This is a genomic window from Shewanella sp. 0m-6, from assembly GCF_052977325.1.
Genome location: NZ_JBRIMD010000030.1, coordinates 1 through 18,006 on the forward strand (window position 1 = coordinate 1; position 18,006 = coordinate 18,006).

General features: G+C 43.4%; 23 protein-coding genes. 6 read left to right on the top strand and 17 right to left on the bottom strand.

From position 1 onward, the window contains the following. Window positions 1–198: 198 nt before the first annotated feature. From ACVBJC_RS17480 to ACVBJC_RS17495, 4 genes are read right to left on the bottom strand one after another with little or no spacing between them, the layout of a single operon-like run. Window positions 199–783: a TlpA disulfide reductase family protein gene (locus tag ACVBJC_RS17480; protein ID WP_447162256.1), complete on the bottom strand. Its 585-nt coding sequence runs from the start codon at window positions 781–783 to the stop codon at window positions 199–201. Continuing rightward, window positions 780–1,247 (bottom strand): heme lyase NrfEFG subunit NrfF, encoded by a 468-nt coding sequence (gene nrfF, locus ACVBJC_RS17485; RefSeq protein ID WP_447162257.1) that lies wholly within the window; start codon window positions 1,245–1,247, stop codon window positions 780–782. Before nrfF ends, ACVBJC_RS17480 begins: the two co-directional genes overlap by 4 nt. Before the next feature lie 11 nt (window positions 1,248–1,258). Beyond that, a complete protein-coding gene (locus ACVBJC_RS17490) occupies window positions 1,259–1,810 on the bottom strand; it encodes a DsbE family thiol:disulfide interchange protein (RefSeq protein WP_447162255.1) in 552 nt (183 codons plus the stop codon). 16 nt (window positions 1,811–1,826) lie between these two features. Beyond that, window positions 1,827–3,806 carry a heme lyase CcmF/NrfE family subunit gene (locus ACVBJC_RS17495; RefSeq protein ID WP_447162254.1) on the bottom strand — a complete coding sequence of 660 codons (1,980 nt, stop codon included), beginning with the start codon at window positions 3,804–3,806 and terminating at the stop codon, window positions 1,827–1,829. 431 nt (window positions 3,807–4,237) lie between these two features. Here ACVBJC_RS17495 and ccmI point away from each other — a divergent pair, with 431 nt between their 5' ends. Beyond that, window positions 4,238–5,491 (top strand): c-type cytochrome biogenesis protein CcmI, encoded by a 1,254-nt coding sequence (gene ccmI, locus ACVBJC_RS17500; RefSeq protein ID WP_447162253.1) that lies wholly within the window; start codon window positions 4,238–4,240, stop codon window positions 5,489–5,491. 847 nt (window positions 5,492–6,338) lie between these two features. Here the strand turns inward: ccmI and ACVBJC_RS17505 are convergent. After that, window positions 6,339–6,632 (bottom strand): c-type cytochrome, encoded by a 294-nt coding sequence (locus ACVBJC_RS17505; protein WP_447162252.1) that lies wholly within the window; start codon window positions 6,630–6,632, stop codon window positions 6,339–6,341. Between the two features lie 321 nt (window positions 6,633–6,953). On the opposite strand from ACVBJC_RS17505, the gene ccmA reads away from it, so the two are divergent. The 5 genes from ccmA to ccmE are packed head-to-tail and all read left to right on the top strand — an operon-like array spanning window position 6,954 to window position 9,733. After that, window positions 6,954–7,604, top strand: a complete 651-nt coding sequence (gene ccmA, locus ACVBJC_RS17510) for a cytochrome c biogenesis heme-transporting ATPase CcmA (protein WP_447162251.1) — start codon at window positions 6,954–6,956, stop codon at window positions 7,602–7,604. 9 nt (window positions 7,605–7,613) lie between these two features. Further along, complete coding sequence (gene ccmB / locus ACVBJC_RS17515) at window positions 7,614–8,300, top strand: heme exporter protein CcmB (protein WP_447162250.1); 687 nt, start codon at window positions 7,614–7,616, stop codon at window positions 8,298–8,300. A gap of 1 nt (window position 8,301) precedes the next feature. Next, complete coding sequence (ccmC, locus tag ACVBJC_RS17520; protein ID WP_447162249.1) at window positions 8,302–9,048, top strand: heme ABC transporter permease CcmC; 747 nt, start codon at window positions 8,302–8,304, stop codon at window positions 9,046–9,048. Next, complete coding sequence (gene ccmD / locus ACVBJC_RS17525; RefSeq protein ID WP_447162248.1) at window positions 9,048–9,245, top strand: heme exporter protein CcmD; 198 nt, start codon at window positions 9,048–9,050, stop codon at window positions 9,243–9,245. The genes ccmC and ccmD overlap by 1 nt, the downstream gene beginning before the upstream one ends. Beyond that, window positions 9,245–9,733, top strand: a complete 489-nt coding sequence (gene ccmE / locus ACVBJC_RS17530) for a cytochrome c maturation protein CcmE (protein WP_447162247.1) — start codon at window positions 9,245–9,247, stop codon at window positions 9,731–9,733. Before ccmD ends, ccmE begins: the two co-directional genes overlap by 1 nt. A gap of 1,765 nt (window positions 9,734–11,498) precedes the next feature. Here the strand turns inward: ccmE and rplQ are convergent. The 12 genes from rplQ to rplF form a co-directional block, all read right to left on the bottom strand. Continuing rightward, window positions 11,499–11,891 (bottom strand): 50S ribosomal protein L17, encoded by a 393-nt coding sequence (rplQ, locus tag ACVBJC_RS17535; protein WP_012153479.1) that lies wholly within the window; start codon window positions 11,889–11,891, stop codon window positions 11,499–11,501. A 39-nt stretch (window positions 11,892–11,930) separates the two neighbouring features. Then, window positions 11,931–12,920 (bottom strand): DNA-directed RNA polymerase subunit alpha, encoded by a 990-nt coding sequence (locus ACVBJC_RS17540; protein WP_012279167.1) that lies wholly within the window; start codon window positions 12,918–12,920, stop codon window positions 11,931–11,933. 24 nt (window positions 12,921–12,944) lie between these two features. Further along, a complete protein-coding gene (gene rpsD, locus ACVBJC_RS17545; RefSeq protein WP_012153477.1) occupies window positions 12,945–13,565 on the bottom strand; it encodes a 30S ribosomal protein S4 in 621 nt (206 codons plus the stop codon). 35 nt (window positions 13,566–13,600) lie between these two features. Then, window positions 13,601–13,993 carry a 30S ribosomal protein S11 gene (gene rpsK / locus ACVBJC_RS17550; RefSeq protein ID WP_012153476.1) on the bottom strand — a complete coding sequence of 131 codons (393 nt, stop codon included), beginning with the start codon at window positions 13,991–13,993 and terminating at the stop codon, window positions 13,601–13,603. A 14-nt stretch (window positions 13,994–14,007) separates the two neighbouring features. Continuing rightward, window positions 14,008–14,364 (bottom strand): 30S ribosomal protein S13, encoded by a 357-nt coding sequence (rpsM, locus tag ACVBJC_RS17555; protein WP_012153475.1) that lies wholly within the window; start codon window positions 14,362–14,364, stop codon window positions 14,008–14,010. 113 nt (window positions 14,365–14,477) lie between these two features. Next, on the bottom strand, window positions 14,478–14,591 hold the full coding sequence (rpmJ, locus tag ACVBJC_RS17560; RefSeq protein ID WP_006083579.1) for a 50S ribosomal protein L36: 114 nt from the start codon (window positions 14,589–14,591) through the stop codon (window positions 14,478–14,480). A gap of 23 nt (window positions 14,592–14,614) precedes the next feature. Next, the gene (secY, locus tag ACVBJC_RS17565) at window positions 14,615–15,955 is read right to left on the bottom strand and encodes a preprotein translocase subunit SecY (protein WP_012153474.1); all 1,341 of its coding nucleotides are present in this window, start codon (window positions 15,953–15,955) and stop codon (window positions 14,615–14,617) included. A 7-nt stretch (window positions 15,956–15,962) separates the two neighbouring features. Further along, window positions 15,963–16,397 (bottom strand): 50S ribosomal protein L15, encoded by a 435-nt coding sequence (gene rplO, locus ACVBJC_RS17570; RefSeq protein ID WP_012153473.1) that lies wholly within the window; start codon window positions 16,395–16,397, stop codon window positions 15,963–15,965. A gap of 1 nt (window position 16,398) precedes the next feature. Next, on the bottom strand, window positions 16,399–16,584 hold the full coding sequence (gene rpmD / locus ACVBJC_RS17575) for a 50S ribosomal protein L30 (RefSeq protein WP_020912153.1): 186 nt from the start codon (window positions 16,582–16,584) through the stop codon (window positions 16,399–16,401). 6 nt (window positions 16,585–16,590) lie between these two features. After that, entirely contained in the window at window positions 16,591–17,097 is a 507-nt protein-coding gene (rpsE, locus tag ACVBJC_RS17580) for a 30S ribosomal protein S5 (RefSeq protein WP_012153471.1), read from the bottom strand. Window positions 17,098–17,110: 13 nt separating this feature from the next. Beyond that, on the bottom strand, window positions 17,111–17,461 hold the full coding sequence (rplR, locus tag ACVBJC_RS17585) for a 50S ribosomal protein L18 (RefSeq protein WP_012153470.1): 351 nt from the start codon (window positions 17,459–17,461) through the stop codon (window positions 17,111–17,113). A gap of 11 nt (window positions 17,462–17,472) precedes the next feature. Further along, a complete protein-coding gene (gene rplF / locus ACVBJC_RS17590) occupies window positions 17,473–18,003 on the bottom strand; it encodes a 50S ribosomal protein L6 (RefSeq protein ID WP_012153469.1) in 531 nt (176 codons plus the stop codon). Window positions 18,004–18,006 lie beyond the last annotated feature (3 nt).

The following is an 18,006-nucleotide window of genomic DNA, read 5'->3' on the forward strand; positions in this document are numbered from 1 at the left end:
CTATTTCTAATCTCAAGCGTTAGTCTAGTTGGCCTGCTGTGCCGTGTCAGTGGATGCGCATTATAGGGAAATTTGAGTTCAGCACAAGGGGGTTTTTCAATTAAATTAGAATAATCGAATCAAATGCATAGTTAACAAACGATACGTACAAAAAAGGGGCTAAAAGCCCCTTTTTTTAACGATTATGAGTGCTTGGGGTCAATCTGCTTTAACTTGTTGCAGAGGTTGATCTAAGAAACCCTTAATAAGTGCCGCTGCCTTATCATCATCCCAATCGACAAAAGTACGAACAAAAGCAATTAACTGCCCCTCCCTATTGAGGATAAAGGTCGCTGGGATCGTTTCCAAAGGAAATACATGCCCTAGCTTTTGCTCTTTATCATAATAGGTGTTGAAGCCTTCCATTCCTAACGATTTAAGAAATGGCTCAACTTGCTTATTTCCTTCTAGATCGATTGAAACTGGCAATACTTCAAAATCATCCGATCCGATCTTGGCAGAGAACCGACTGATCGCCGGCAACTCTCTAACACATGGAGGACACCAAGTGGCCCACATGTTTACCATGATAACTTTGCCTTTATACTGGCTAAAGTCTACGGCGTTACCTTTACTGTCTTTAAAAGGTACAGCTTCGATCGGAAATGGCTGAGGTAAGACACTAATAAGATCGACACTTGACTGAACTTGTCTTTCAGCTTGCTTCTCCATACCTGGATAAGCTTGCGCGCCAACAGCAAACAACATAGTTGCTGCAAGCAGGCCCACTATAGACAATCTCATTTAGCATCTCTCTTTAATAGACGATCGAGCTCTTGCTGATCTTCAGTGCTTAAGTCTTGATTGTTTACTTCTGCTATACGTTGCTTACGAATGAAGAAGAATCCAATCAAGCCACCAAATAACAGTAGCGCTAACGGTCCTAGCCAAAGCGCGTATGTTTTCGCTTCCATTCTTGGCTTATAAAGCACGAATTCACCGTAACGGCTCGTCATAAACTCAACAATTTCATCATCCCCCTTACCCTCATCGACCATCTGATAAACTTCAAGACGTAAGTCTTGAGCAACAGGAGAGTTAGAATCGATTAGGTTTTGGTTTTGACACTGAGGACAACGTAAAGAATGGGCAAGACTTAACGCGCGCTTTTGGTTAGCAACAGACTTAAATTCATATGTGTCTACTGGTGTGGCATTAGCGAGTGACGCCATGCTTAACAAAAGCACTAAAGCTGTAAAGCCTTTCATTAATGATTTAATCACGATGCACCATCCTTCACAGCTTCAGCCTGGAGCTGTTGAACCATTGGATAAAGTGTTTCCTTCCAGACATTACGATCAATTGGACCTGCGTAACGGTATCGAATAATACCTTTATGGTCGACCAAGAAGCTTTCTGGTGCACCGTACACACCAAGATCTAAGCCTAAACGTCCATCATGATCATAGATGTTGATAGCGTATGGGTTACCTTCACGACTCAGCTCACGGATAGCGAGAGGACGATCATCACGGTAGTTGATACCGTAGATAGGCAAAATATTCTTACGCGCTAAAGTCATCAAGAAAGGATGCTCATACTTACATGATGGGCACCAAGTTGCCCATACATTAAGTAAGCCAACTTTACCTTTCAGTGTTTCATTACTAACTGTGTCACCAGACTCTAACACTTCTAACTGGAAAGCCGGGATCGGCTTTCCTTCTAAAGCTGAGTCAAGTTTTTGTGGGTTAAGGAAGAGCCCCTTATAAAGGAACACTCCCATACCTAAAAACACGACAAGTGGAATAAATAAAACTAGCTTTTTCATACTTACCCTATACCAATTAAGCGGTTGCTAACTTATCGGCATCTTTAGCAGCTTTCTTTTCTGCACTAGTTGCCTTAACACGGTAACGCTTATCAGAAGCTGCGAAGAAACCACCAACCATCATGAAGATAGAACCAAACCAAATCCAGCGAACAAATGGCTTATAGTTTAGACGTACAGCAAACTCGGTACGACTAATTGGGTCACCCATCGTCACATAAAGGTCGCGGAATAATCCCCAGTCAATACCAGCTTCAGTCATATCCATAGTGCGCACATTATATTGGCGACGATCCGGTCTTAGCAATGTGACGTATTCATCACCTTGATAGACTTCAATCTGACCTTGCTGCGCAGTGTAATTAGGACCTACTACATTCTTAGTTTCAATATAGTTGAATGTGTATCCCGCAAGCTCCTGAGAGATACCTGGCCCCATACGTACACTCTTCTCTATTGAGTAATTAGATACCATAGTGGCACCTACTACTGATACCGCAATACCGAGGTGAGCGATGATCATCCCTAACTGACTACGACCTAGTCGTGTCATGTCTATAGAACCATCTTTAGTCTTAACGATGTTGTATGCGGCACGGAATGTCATCAACATGACCCATACAGCAATACCAATACCGAATACCACCCAGATATTAAATTCACCGTCAGCCAAGAAAGGTGCAGCTAGACCAACGACTGTGGCAATCACTGCTGGAACAATAATCTGACGCTTAAGTTCACCCGTTTTCGACTTCTTCCAACGAATATTCGGGCCAATTCCCATAAAGGCAAATAATACTAGAACGATAGGAACAAATACTGCGTTGAAGTATGGAGGGCCTACAGAAATCTTACCCATGCCTAATGCATCGATTAGCAGTGGATATAACGTACCAAGTAATACCGTACCGCAAGCAACTGTCAGCAATAGGTTACAGATTAATAGCATCGTTTCTTTAGATTTAAGCTCAAAGCGGGCTGGGCTACTCATCTCACTCGCTCTAAAGGCGAATAAGGTTAGTGAACCACCAATAGCTAAACCTAACAATAAGAGAATGAACATACCTCGGCTTGGATCAGCCGCGAACGAGTGAACTGAAGTCAATACACCAGAACGAACAATGAAGGTACCCAGTAAACTTAAAGAGAATGCAAAGATTGAAAGCAATACAGTCCAGTTACGGAATGCGCCACGCTTCTCAGTTACGATAAGTGAGTGAAGTAGAGCTGTACCAATCAACCAAGGCATGAAAGATGCGTTCTCAACTGGATCCCAGAACCACCAACCACCCCAGCCAAGCTCATAATAAGCCCACCAAGAACCCAATGAGATACCACCAGTCAGGAATACCCAAGCAGCTAGCGTCCATGGACGGCTCCAACGAGCCCAAGCAGAATCAAGACGGCCACTCATCAATGCTGCTATTGCGAAAGCAAAGCTAACAGAGAAACCTACATAACCTAGATAAAGCATTGGAGGATGGAAAATCAATCCAACGTCTTGCAACATTGGGTTAAGGTCACGGCCTTCCATAGGAATAGGGAATAGGCGCTCAAACGGGCTAGACGTTAGCAACATAAACAGCGTAAAGCCGATTAAGATCATCGCTAGAACAGCAAGAACACGTGCAGTAAAGACTTCTTCTAAACCTTTACTAAATAGTGCAACTGCCGCGGCCCAAGCTGCTAGTGAGAATACCCAAAATAGCAAAGAACCTTCATGGCCACCCCATACTGCAGCAATCTTAAAGAAGATTGGCAATTCAGAGTTCGAGTGATGTGCTACATAAGCAACAGAGAAGTCATCGACGGCAAAGCTATAGCCAAGCGCAATAACGGAGAAGAGAATAAAGAAGAACATACCGTAACTTAGTGGCCAAGCATAGCGCACTAGGTACTGGTCTTTACGAGCTACACCTACTAAAGGAACGATGGCTAACAGCATGGCAAATGCCAGGCCGATAATCAGCGAAAAGTGTCCTAATTCTGGGATCATGGGTTTTCCTCAGTCCTAAATCATGTATTGTTAAGCTATCGCTTAATCATTACATACGTGTTAGTAGTTAACACTATTAAAAGGTACAAATTTTAGCTCAGTTTAGTATTTGCTATTGTTAATGTCTGCCTATTTCGTACAAATATGGGTGACTTGTCGCATTCTTCCCCTATCTTATTAACAAACACACATAAACAATTGCAGATCACATTCCACTGTAAACCGAGCATATTTAGCGGAATTTTAAGGTCTGACAGACAAAGTTCCCGTAAGTTTCAATAAGATTTACAAATAGAATCAATTTGTGAACAAGTACTCAACTATGACCTTTTAAGGTTATATTACTGTTCAATGAATAATCTTTACGTATAATCTTATCCCTAGTTCAGCGGTGAATCCGCTTTTTCGCAAACGAAAGTGAAATAGACATAATGACCACATTCTGGATTTTAATAGCCTCATTCCTGTTGGTTAGCTTAGCGCTAATTTGGTTCCCACACTTCCGCCAGCAGCGTATGCTGAGAGCTGAAGAAGCGGGTGTTCGTAAAGATACCAACCTTGAATTATTCAATGAACGCCTTTCAACATTAGAGAAAGAACTTGAAGATGAGCGACTCGATCAACCTGAGTTTGGCGCACTAAAGAAAGAGCTCGAAATCAGCTTACTTCAAGATATGAAACAAGGTAACGATGAATCACTCGTTAACAACCTTAAGCCAAAAAGTATTCTTTGGCCTTCAGTCATGTCTGCAGTTATTATTGGTATTTGCGGTTACATGTACTCAACTTTGGGTGCATACAAAAACCTAGACCAACCAATGACTGCAAATGATCCACATTCTGGCCAGACAACCGAGCAGATCATGTCTCAGCGTGTAGAGATGATGGAAGCGCAAGTACAAGCTGAGCCAGAGAATAGTCAATTATGGTTTGGCCTAGGCCACGCTTATATCTCTGCAAATCGTTACGATGATGCAATTAAAGCATTCGATAAGACGATGGATCTTGTCGGCGTCCATGCTGAACTGCTTGGTCCTAAAGCCACTGCGCTTTATTACCGTTCAAACCAGCAGATGACCCCAGCAGTGCAAGCGCTCGTTGATCAGGCTTTAGCACTTGATGCTGAAGACCCATCAACATTATTACTTGTTGGTATGGATTCATTCTTCACAGCTGATTATCAAAAAGCGATTAACGCATGGCAGCTAATCCTAGATAGCGACCGCAGCGACGTAGATCGTGGTGCAATCATGAACGCTATCGATAGCGCAAAAATGCGAATGAACTCTGAAGGCGTTATGCCAAATGATGACGCTCACAAGAATGTAAAGTCTGATGCAACCGCTAAAACTGTTACTGTTGAAGTCTCCATCTCTCCAGAACTACAAGCTAAAGTGTCTAGCACTGATATGTTATTCATCTTCGCTCGTTCAACTGAAGGTCCAAAGGTTCCACTTGCAGCGACTAAAGTTTCTGCTGAGTCTCTACCGGTAACCATCACGCTAGACGACAGCACCAATATGGGTGGTAACGTTAAGTTGAGTGACGCAAAAGCAGTTGAAGTCATTGCAGTACTTTCTAAACATGGCAGCGTTAGAGCGCAAACTGGTGATATCCAGGGCACACTAGCCATGGTTAAAGTCGGTGAAACTGGCCAACTCGTACTAGATACTCAAGTACAGTAAATCCTAATTACCAATGAGAAAACCGGCATTAGCCGGTTTTTTTATGTCTATATTATGAGGCAGGAAATTGTACCGATGATGATGCCTCCCCTTTCAGCTTAAGCATCATCAAAATAGTCAGGTTAAACCCGCTCCATTAACGACAGGTATTTTGTATAAACATTCTTCATTCAAGCTAATGAATGGTTCTTACGCGTAAACCCCAAATAAATCCCACTCTATAAATTGTTCACCAAAGTCATTAGATAATATATAAACGGATACCTTGCCTGCCAATTCAGATCCTCAAGATAAAGGAAGTTACACCTCACTATGCATGGCTAATACCAATCTGTATAAGAAGTTGATCTACTCAGAACGTTTTTTGGTAAATTAATTCAAGGCGAATAACTGAATGAATGATTGCTCCCTTGTGAAGTTGTTGAACGCAGAAGTAGGCAGCCAAAAACGCTCCAGAATGGCGAGGTTTAGCGGCTCTGATACTGTGACTCTTATGGAACAAGAGGGAGCTTAACCTAGTTCAACTATGCGCTTCACTCGTTGCAAACCACATGGTCTTGTATGTTCCCGACATACATAAGACATTTCCTCTATCCCTGGAGGTCAGATGTGGTGAATGTCATTAATGCACGACTATATGGATATAGGAGGTAGAGTAACGCAGGAGCAGTTACCGAGGAGCATTTGATGACCTTGTCTCAGTGCCGCTAAACTCTCGCTGAGCGACCAAATCTTTATACTAATTGGTATAAAACATCTTAATAGCCCGGCCTAACAACATGGCAGACCAAATAACAGGTACAAAAAAACCGGCTAATGCCGGCTTTTTTTAATGTCTAACTAAAAGTTACTTAGACATGTACTCGATTGCTTTCGTGTAATCTTCATCAGAGCAATCAGTACACATGCCGCCTGGTGGCATAGCATTTAGGCCTGACTTAACAGAAGATACTAGAGCTGGCATGCCTTTAGCTAGGCGTGGCTCCCATGCCGCTGCGTCATGTGACTTTGGCGCGCCAGCAACACCCATGCTGTGACATACTTGACATGCCTTGTCATATACAGCCTTACCATCTTGGGCAAAAGCGCTTGTAGACAGAGTCAAAGCTGCAGCTGCAGTCAGTGCTAATAATTTTTTCATTTTATACGTTCCTAATGCAAATTCTAACAAAGCTCACGCTGCCCTCATAAAATTCGGCAGACTTCTTAAATCTCGGCTAGGTTACTACAAAGTTCAACAAATGGCATCTTTTTGTGATATTAATCGCGACAATGGGGTTTTCGCAAGACATAACTCTCAAAAAGGTTAATATATTAGCAAATGTTTAAAAAGTTCATAGAAAATACATAATATTCGAACTACATCAAATTGCTGACACTTAGCAACAAGCAAGACTAAACGCTTGAAAGTGTATGTGTTAGTATCTCTTGTGTTTTCATACAGCTTGATATAGAGGGCTCAGTGGTAGAAAAATCAAAAGCAACAACACTGGTATCAGCTAATAACTTAACCTGCATCAGAGAAGAACGTATTCTATTTGATGAACTTAGCTTCGATATTTCTGAAGGTGAGATCGTTCAAATCGAAGGTCCTAACGGTGCTGGCAAAACAAGTCTTTTGCGGATTATCGCCGGTTTATCTCGCCCCTATGCCGGGCAAATCAACTTTAAGGGTGAAGACATAAACCGCTGTCGTGACGAGTACAATGATGAGTTATTGTATCTTGGCCACCTTGCTGGTGTTAAAAGTGAGTTAACAGCCGAAGAAAATCTTAACTTCAATTTAAGAATTAGTGGGTATGATGAATTCGATACTCGTGAAATTCTATCTAAAGTCAATCTGTCAGGTTTTGAAGAAGCGCTCGCAGGTCATTTATCAGCAGGTCAACATAGACGAACAGCACTCGCTAGACTATGGCATACCAACTGTAAGATATGGCTACTTGATGAGCCTTTTACCGCTATCGATAAGAAAGGCGTTGAAGAACTCGAACACCTGTTTTTAGCCCATGCAAAACGGGGGGGATGCGTAATATTGACCACACACCAAGATATGGGTGTGATTGGTGATGATATTCTTCGTAAAATTCGTCTCGATTATCGCTTTGTATAAGGTTTGGCAATGAAGAAAGGTATCAGTTATACCAAAGCGTTTAACACGCTGTTAAAGCGGGATCTGCAGATAGCTATAAGACATCGCGGTGATATTTTCAATCCGCTACTGTTTTTTGTCCTAGTGGTTACCCTGTTCCCACTTGGCATCGGACCCGAGCCTCAAGTATTAACACGCGTTGCACCTGGCATTATTTGGGTTGCGGCACTATTAGCATCAATGCTATCGCTCGAACGTTTATTTAAGGCGGATTACGCTGATGGTAGCTTGGAGCAAATGCTACTGAGTCCTCAACCTTTACCTTTGATGGTATTGGCTAAAGTACTGGCGCATTGGATATTAACAGGTGTACCTTTAATTTTAGTTGCACCTTTATTAGCAGTGTTACTGCATCTAGACGGTAATAGCTATGGCGCATTGATTGCGACACTAGCCCTCGGTACACCGGTATTAAGTTTACTGGGAGCCATTGGTGTAGCTCTAACTGTAGGTTTACGTAAAGGCGGCGTGTTATTAAGCCTATTGATATTGCCTTTATATATTCCTGTTTTAATTTTTGCTACCAGCGCGATTGATGCTGCTGGTATGAATTTACCCTATGATGGTCAGCTCGCTATTATTGGCGCAATGCTGGTCGGTTCATTAACGTTAGCACCTTTTGCAATTGGTGCATCCTTACGAGTGAGTACTAACTAAAATGTGGAAATGGTTACATCCATACGCGGATCCTGAACGCGCCTACAAACTCTCAGGCACCCTACTACCTTGGTTTGCCATGCTTGCCATCTCTTTTATCGGTATTGGTACAGTATGGGGCTTAGCATTTGCTCCAACCGATTATCAGCAAGGTGACAGCTATAGAATCATCTTTATCCATGTACCTGCAGCGTCGATGTCAATGGCCGCTTACATGGCAATGGCGACTTCATCATTCATTGGTCTAGTGTGGCAAATAAAATCTGCTGATTGGGCCGCCGCTGCGATTGCACCTATTGGTGCGGTGATTACCTTTATTGCACTGATTACGGGGGCAACGTGGGGTAAGCCGATGTGGGGCACTTGGTGGGTATGGGATGCACGACTAACCTCTGAACTAGTCTTGTTGTTTTTATACTTGGGTGTGATCTCTTTATATGCATCTTTTGAAGATAAAGTGCTTGCAGCAAGAGCCGCTGGGATCTTAGCAATCGTAGGTGTTATTAACATTCCAATCATCAAGTACTCTGTTGATTGGTGGAGCTCACTACATCAGCCTTCAACTATACGCATCACAGAAAAATCTACGATGCCAACAGAAATGCTATACCCGTTATTGATTAACATCGCAGGCTTCGGATTAATGATCGGTGCGATTACATTAGTGAGATTTAGATCAGAAATTTTAGCACGAAATGGAATGCGTCCATGGGTGCGTGAACTTGCTAAAGCAGAAGGGGTCAAATAATGCAGTTCGACTCAATTAGTGAATTTTTCAACATGGGCGGCTATGCTTTTTATGTATGGTTGGCTTATGGTGTAACTTTTCTTTCACTAGGTACCCTGGTTGTCCTTAGTGTTAGACAGAAACGTAAGGTATTAGTTGAAATCGCAAAGAAGATCCAACGCGAAGATCGCCTTAAAGAAACTCGGAGTATTAAATAGTGAATCCTAGACGTAAAAAACGCCTTACCCTTGCTGTAGCCCTAATTGTCGGTGTAGCAGCAATCGCTTCTTTGCTTTTATATGCGCTGAATTCAAACTTGAACCTTTTCTTTACACCCACTGAAATTGTACAAGGTAAGAAAGATACTGGGGTTATGCCTGAGATTGGTCAACGTATTCGTGTCGGCGGTATGGTAACCGTTGGCTCTATGGTACGTGACCCTGAGAGTTTGCATGTAGAGTTTGCTGTACATGACGCTGCAGGTGGTGAAATCATCGTAACTTATGACGACCTATTACCAGATCTATTCCGTGAGGGACAAGGCATTGTGGCGCAGGGCGTACTTGCAGCCCCAGGCGTACTTCAAGCGACTGAAGTTCTGGCTAAGCATGATGAAAACTACATGCCACCAGAAGTTGCCGAAGCCATGGGCCAATCTCACGAGAAATTAGATTATAACCAAGAGCAAAAGTCTGGCGGTTACTAAGCCTAGCTCGTTATCATCTTAATCAAAAAGCCTTCGTCATGAAGGCTTTTTTGTATCTATCAAAATAGATAAGGTTCAACCACTAGGCTATCCGGACGCCAGTAACGCTCTCTATCACGCACTATACAACCGTGACACCTTTGGGCAGCATTGCAGCTATTTATCGTCTAAACGTATTGATAAGGCTGATATAGGCCTACTTAGTACAACATAATCAAAAACGGCCAGAAATCACATCTAGAAACCAACCAAAAAAATAGATATTCCTACAAATCTAACTAATAGTATCAAAGAGGTATTAAATGAGCTCAAGAATAGAGGCAGCGTCAGGTTATGCTTGAGCTTGAGATTAAGTTTGGGTTGAAGAGATTGGGTTTGAAGTAAGCTTTATAGCCCTCGAAAGGAAGATGCACAATAGGAAGGCATCCGAAAAACACATATATGCAGTCCTACCATTACGCTTCACAAAGCGAACGAGCACCTTGGCATATCGAGTACGATTAAATAGGGTTCACATCAAAGATCTGCTTCTACTGTTGTTATGTCCCCACTCAGCGTTAAGTGACCTAAAAATAATGCGTCCGAACAGTCAGATAGTTACTTAATTATGCCAGGAACTAACTTTAAGTAGAACACCTGCTTATATCAATTGATATTGCGGATAAAACTGTTTACGTTTCTCGTTGAGTATTCATACTCCATGTTCTTAGCATTGCAGTCAAATCAGCAACGACTAGCCTGTGGATATCGCTAACATCTTGGCTCATGGCGTTAGCTAACTGAAAACTTCCTGAGATAATTATAATCACTATAATAAAGCGCTCTACCAGAGTATTTTAGGAAAATTATGTCTAGTCAAATACATGATGGGACTGTTGCCCCCTTGAAACATCATTCAACACTGAAGTAAGCAGCCATAAATACTCCGTACTGCACTTCAACTTTGAACAAGGCTAACGCCGCGAATGCTGCGTTAATACCAATCAGTATAAGAAGTTGATCTACTCAGAACGTTTTTTGGCAAACTAATTCAAGGCGAATAACTGAAAGAATGGTTACTCCGTTGTGAAGTTGTTCAACGCAGAAGTAGGCAGCCAAAAACGCGCCAGAATAGCGAGTTTTAGCAGCTCTAATACTGTGTTAACAAGCTTAAATGTAGAATTACTACGCTCTTCACTCGTTACAAACCAAATGGTCTTGTATGTTCCCGACATACATAAGACATTTCCTCCATCCCTGGAGGTCAGATGTGGTGAATGTCATTACTGCACGACTATATGGATATAGGAGGTAGAGTAACGCAGGAGCAGTTAACGATGAGCATTTAATGACCTTGTCTCAGTGCCGCTAAACTCTCGCTGAGCGACCAAATCTTTATACTGATTGGTATAACAGGCCAACTATGATCTTAGCTGGTTGCGAGCAGCATGACCTTGCATCGTACTGACATTGAATAAGCATCTTTCCGATATATTGAATTCACACTCTACGAATCTCAGTATTGAACGGCTATATAGGTATAGCAGGTAAAATATACTGGAGGGATGGAGCAGGTAAAGTCTAGCTGGAACCGTTACCGAAGATGGCTGAAACATGGAGCCATCAATATCATTTTTACAGAAGCATTAGACCCACGCTGAATCATCGCATGTTTATACTTAATGAGTATCGAGCGGTTTCTAAAGAGGGGAAGCATATTAAATTAATTTATTTCAGGCATAAAAAAGGCCGAACTATTGTTCGGCCTTTTAAAACTAAGACTTATTTACTCTGCAGTGTCTTCAACAGCTTCAGCTGCTTCAGGACGACCTACTAGTTCAATATACGCCATAGGCGCTTTATCACCAGTACGTAGACCGCACTTAAGAATACGGGTATATCCACCAGGACGTTCCTGGAAACGTGGACCCAATTCAGTAAATAACTTACCAACGACTTCAGCGTCGCGAGTACGAGCAAATGCCAAACGGCGGTTTGCAACGCTATCACTCTTAGCAAGTGTTATTAGAGGTTCAACTACGCGACGCAGTTCTTTCGCTTTAGCTACAGTAGTTTTAATCACTTCGTGACGAACTATTGAGCAAGCCATGTTACGGAACATAGCTTGACGATGACTGCTGTTACGGTTTAGTTGACGACCACTCTTACGATGGCGCATGACCTAATCCTTATTACCTATATCTGTACTAATCTGGACTTAAAGGTCGTCTGCTAAACTAGCTGGAGGCCAGTTTTCCAGACGCATACCTAACGACAGTCCGCGAGACGCTAAAACATCCTTAATTTCAGTAAGAGATTTCTTACCTAAGTTAGGAGTCTTAAGCAGCTCAACTTCAGTGCGTTGTACCAGATCGCCGATGTAATGAATCGCTTCAGCCTTCAAACAGTTGGCTGAACGTACAGTTAGCTCTAAATCGTCGACAGGACGCAACAATATCGGATCGAACTCCGGCTTCTCTTCTACTGGTGCAGTCTCAGTCACATCACGTAACTCAACAAACGCATCTAGCTGTTCAGCAAGAATTGTTGCAGAGCGACGGATAGCTTCCTCAGGATCGATAGTACCATTTGTGGTCATATCAATAACGAGTTTGTCTAAGTCTGTACGCTGCTCAACACGAGCTGCTTCTACATTGTATGCAATGCGAGCAACAGGTGAGAACGAAGAATCAACCAACAAACGGCCGATAGGGCGATCATCGTCTTCGGTTTGTGCACGGGCAGAAGCCGGTACATAACCACGACCACGCTCTACGCGGATACGCATGCTGACGTCATTATTACCTGTCAAATGACAGATAACATGGTCAGGATTCATGATAGTAACATCACCATCATGCGTGATATCTGCTGCAGTAACAGGGCCTGCGCCTGACTTACTTAGCGTAAGCATAGCTTCGTCTTTCCCTTCGATAACTACTGCCAAACCTTTAAGGTTTAATAGTATCTCAAGGATATCCTCTTGCACGCCTTCCTTGCTACTGTATTCATGCAGTACACCATCAATCTCTACTTCGGTAACCGCGCAGCCTGGCATAGACGACAATAGGATACGACGCAACGCGTTACCTAGAGTGTGACCAAAACCACGCTCAAGCGGCTCCAGTGTAACCCTGGCACGTGTTGGATTAACCTGCTCGATATCAACGAGACGCGGTTTAAGAAATTCTGTAACAGAACCCTGCATTGTGTCCTCTCTTTTGTTTTAACCTTACTTAGAGTAAAGTTCGACGATCAGCTGTTCGTTAATTTCCGCAGACAAATCACTACGCTCAGGAATGCGCTTGAAAGCACCTTCCATCTTAGTGTTGTCAACTTCAACCCATGTTGGCTTTTCGCGTTGAGCCGACACTTCTAAAGCCGCTTTAATACGAGCTTGAGTGCGAGACTTTTCACGAACGCTCACTACATCATTCGCAGACACTTTGAATGATGGAATGTTAACGACGCTACCATTAACCATAATTGACTTATGGCTAACTAGCTGACGTGATTCAGCGCGTGTTGCACCAAAGCCCATGCGATAAACAACGTTATCTAGACGGGTTTCTAAAAGAGTAAGTAGGTTTTCACCAGTGTTACCTTTAGTACGTGCAGCATCTTTGTAGTAGTTACGGAATTGCTTTTCTAGCACACCATAAATACGACGAACTTTTTGTTTCTCGCGTAGCTGAACACCATACTCAGACAGACGGGTCTTACGAGCGCCGTGTTGTCCAGGTGCAGTTTCAAGCTTACACTTCGAATCGATTGCTCTCACGCCGCTTTTTAGGAAAAGGTCTGTACCTTCTCTGCGGCTGAGCTTGAGCTTTGGACCCAAGTATCTTGCCATGTTCTTTCTCCAACTATCCTATTAAAAACGACGAATTAAACGCGACGTTTCTTAGGAGGACGACAACCATTATGAGGGATAGGCGTCACATCGGTAATGTTAGTAATCTTATAACCAACCGAGTTTAGTGCACGAATCGCTGATTCGCGTCCTGGACCTGGACCCTTCACAAAAACTTCTAGGTTTTTAACACCGTAGTCCTGAGCAGCAGTACCTGCACGCTCAGCAGCAACCTGTGCAGCAAATGGGGTAGATTTACGTGAACCACGGAAACCTGAACCACCAGAAGTTGCCCAAGATAGTGCGTTACCTTGACGATCTGTAATGGTAATAATTGTGTTGTTGAAAGACGCATGGATATGCGCCATACCATCAGCAACCTGTTTACGTACACGCTTACGCGGAGAACGTGACGGAACTTTAGCCATTCTGGATTACCCCGTTACTTTCTGATTGGTTTACGTGGACCTTTACGCGTACGCGCATTGGTCTTAGTACGTTGCCCACGAAGGGGAAGGCTACGACGATGGCGAAGGCCACGGTAACAACCAAGGTCCATAAGACGCTTGATGTTCATGGAAACTTCACGACGTAAATCACCTTCTACAATGTAGTTGGCAACTTCTTCGCGTAGAGTATCAATTTGAGCTTCGCTCAATTCCTTGATCTTAGCATCTTCAGCAATAGAAGTAGCCGCGCAAATAGCTTGTGCGCGAGTACGACCGATGCCGTAGATAGCAGTCAATGCAATGACTGTATGCTTTTGATCAGGAATGTTAATGCCAGCGATACGGGCCACTATGCACTCCTTAAGTTAAAGGTCATCTGTGAAAAGCCCGGTAGGATACTCGACAGACGACAATTTAGCAAATAATATTTTGACCAGCCCGGACTGGGCTGGTCAATTTTTGTTTAGCCTTGACGCTGTTTGTGTTTAGGTTCAACACAAATCACACGTACAACGCCACTACGCTTTACGATCTTGCAGTTACGGCAGATCTTCTTCACGGAAGCTCGAACTTTCATTTCATCACTCCGAGATTGCTATCTTAGCGACCAAAGCGATCTAAATTCGCTTTGTTTACCAAGTTAGCCTTCTTCATTACAGACTCATACTGATGAGACATCATATGCGTCTGAACCTGAGCCATGAAGTCCATGATTACGACTACCATAATTAGTAGTGAAGTACCGCCAAAATAGAACTGTACTTTCCACGCAATTAACATGAACTCCGGAATTAAGCAGATAAAGGTTATATATAACGCGCCAGCTAATGTTAGGCGGGTCATAACTTTATCAATATAACGCGAAGTCTGTTCTCCAGGACGAATCCCGGGAATAAACGCACCACTCTTCTTCAAGTTATCAGCTGTTTCGCGAGGGTTAAATACCAACGCAGTATAGAAGAAACAGAAGAAAATAATCGCTGTTGCATATAATAATGAGTACAGCGGTTGTCCTGGTGACACAGCCAGTGAAAAATCACTTAACCATGACATGGACTCATTTTGACCAAACCACTGAGCCAGTGTGCCTGGGAACAAAATGATGCTGGACGCAAAAATAGGCGGGATTACACCAGCCATATTAATCTTAAGCGGTAAGTGAGTGCTCTGCGCTGCAAAAACCTTACGGCCCTGCTGACGCTTTGCATAGTTAACAACGATACGACGTTGTCCACGCTCAACGAAAACCACAAAATAAGTAACAGCGAAAACAATCACTGCTAGCAACAACAATACTAGTACATTCAAGTCGCCTTGACGCGCCTGCTCGGCTGTTTGGCCGATAGCAGATGGCAGACCAGCAACAATACCTGCGAAAATAAGAATCGAGATACCGTTACCTATGCCTCTTTCGGTAATTTGCTCACCTAGCCACATTAGGAACATTGTTCCTGTCACTAAGCTCACTACAGCAACGAAGTAGAAACTGAATCCTAGGTTAACAACTAACCCTGGAACCAAGTTTGGTAGACCTGTTGCGATACCGATTGCCTGGAACGTACCCAGGACCAATGTGCCGTATCGAGTATATTGACTGATTTTCTTTCTTCCCGACTCGCCTTCTTTTTTCAATTCAGCAAGTGCAGGATGAACCACAGTCAACAACTGCATTATGATCGATGCCGAAATATACGGCATGATACCTAATGCGAAGATAGAGGCACGTTCAAGGGCACCACCAGAGAACATGTTAAACATGCCTAGGATGGTCCCCTTTTGCTGATTAAACAGCTCTGCTAATACAGCAGCGTCAATACCAGGAATTGGTACAAACGAACCGGCTCTAAAGACGATAATTGCACCAATCACGAACAGGAGACGGGTTTTCAATTCTGATAAACCGCCTTTCGCGCTTTTTAAATCAAGTCCTGGTTTTGCCATCGACGTATTATTCCTCGATCTTGCCACCGGCAGCTTCAATAGCTGCACGTGCACCTTGGGTTACCTTCAGACCTTTAACGGTCACAGGGCGCTCAATGGTACCTGAAAGAACGATTTTAGCAAACTGTATGTTGCGAGTAACTAGATTCGCATCTTTCAGCGCATTTAGGTCGATAACATCACCGTTAACTTTAGCCAACTCGCTAATGCGAATTTCAGCAGATACCAACGCTTTACGCGAGGTAAAACCAAACTTAGGCAAACGAATCTTAAGTGGCATTTGACCACCCTCGAAACCGACGCGAACGCCGCCACCAGAACGAGACTTCTGGCCTTTGTGACCACGGCCACAAGTTTTACCAGTGCCTGAACCGATACCGCGACCTACACGCTTAGCTGCTGACTTAGCACCTGCAGCAGGTGATAGAGTATTTAGACGCATCTTATACTTCCTCCACCGAAACCATGTAGTAAACCTTGTTAATCATACCGCGAACTGAAGGAGTATCTTCTAGTTCAACAGTGTGATTAATGCGGCGTAGACCAAGACCTGTCAAAGTTGCACGGTGCTTTGGTAAGCGGCCGATTGAACTTTTAGTCTGAGTTACTTTAAGTGTTTTAGTAGCCATGGTGCATTAACCTCGAATTTCAGTAACATTCAGGCCACGCTTAGCTGCGATTTGTGAAGGTGATTTCATATTCACCAACGCATCGACAGTAGCGCGAACGATGTTAATCGGGTTAGTAGAACCGTATGCTTTTGACAGAACGTTATGAACGCCTGCTACTTCCAATACGGCACGCATTGCGCCACCGGCAATAATACCGGTACCGTCAGAGGCTGGTTGCATGTAAACACGTGAACCAGTGTGACGACCCTTTACAGGGTGGTGCAAAGTACCATTGTTCAATTCAACGTTTACAATGTTACGGCGAGCCTTTTCCATTGCTTTCTGAATTGCTGCTGGTACTTCACGCGCTTTACCATAGCCATAACCGACTTTACCGTTACCATCACCCACTACAGTTAGTGCAGTGAAGCTAAAGATACGTCCGCCTTTAACTACTTTAGAAACACGATTTACTGCAACTAATTTCTCTTGCAGATCGTCTTTTTGCTGTTGAGCTTCAAATTTAGCCATTTTTCATCATTCCTTAGAACTTGAGGCCAGCTTCACGAGCAGCGTCTGCTAATGCAGCAACGCGTCCGTGATACTTGAAGCCGGAACGATCGAATGCAACTACAGCTACGCCTTTTTCGATAGCGCGCTCAGCAACGGTTTTACCCACTACTTTAGCTGCATCTACGTTACCTGTGTACTTTAGCTGCTCGGTTACTGCTTTTTCAGCAGTAGAAGCTGCCGCCAACACTACGTTTTCAGGGCTAATGACCTGAGCGTAAGTGTGACGTGGTGTACGATGTACAACCAGACGATTAACGCCCAGCTCTTGGATCTTCTTACGGGCACGTAGAGCGCGGCGTAAGCGAGATGTTTTCTTATCCATATCGTATTACCTTACTTCTTCTTAGCCTCTTTACGGCGTACTTGTTCGTCAGCATAGCGAACACCTTTACCTTTGTAAGGCTCTGGTGGACGGTAACCGCGAATCTCAGCTGCTACTTGTCCGATCAACTGCTTATCAGTACCAGAAAGTACGATTTCAGTTTGTGATGGACATTCAGCTGTTACGCCGTCAGGAAGTTTGTGAACCAAAGGATGTGAAAAACCTAGAGTCAAATCGATATCTTTACCGGCAAGTTTTGCACGGTAACCAACACCAACTAACTGTAGCTTCTTAACGAAACCGTCAGTAACACCAACAACCATGTTGTTGATTAATGCACGAGCTGTACCAGCTTGAGCAGCGGTTTTAGCGCTTTCAACTGGTGAACACTTGATTTCATTGTCTTCAACAACAACAGAAACGTCAGAGTTAATAACTCGAGTCAAACTACCTTTAGTACCTTTTACGGTGATAGTTTGTTCGTTTAAAGTCACTTCTACGCCTGCAGGGATAGCGACTGGTGCTTTTGCGACACGAGACATTGC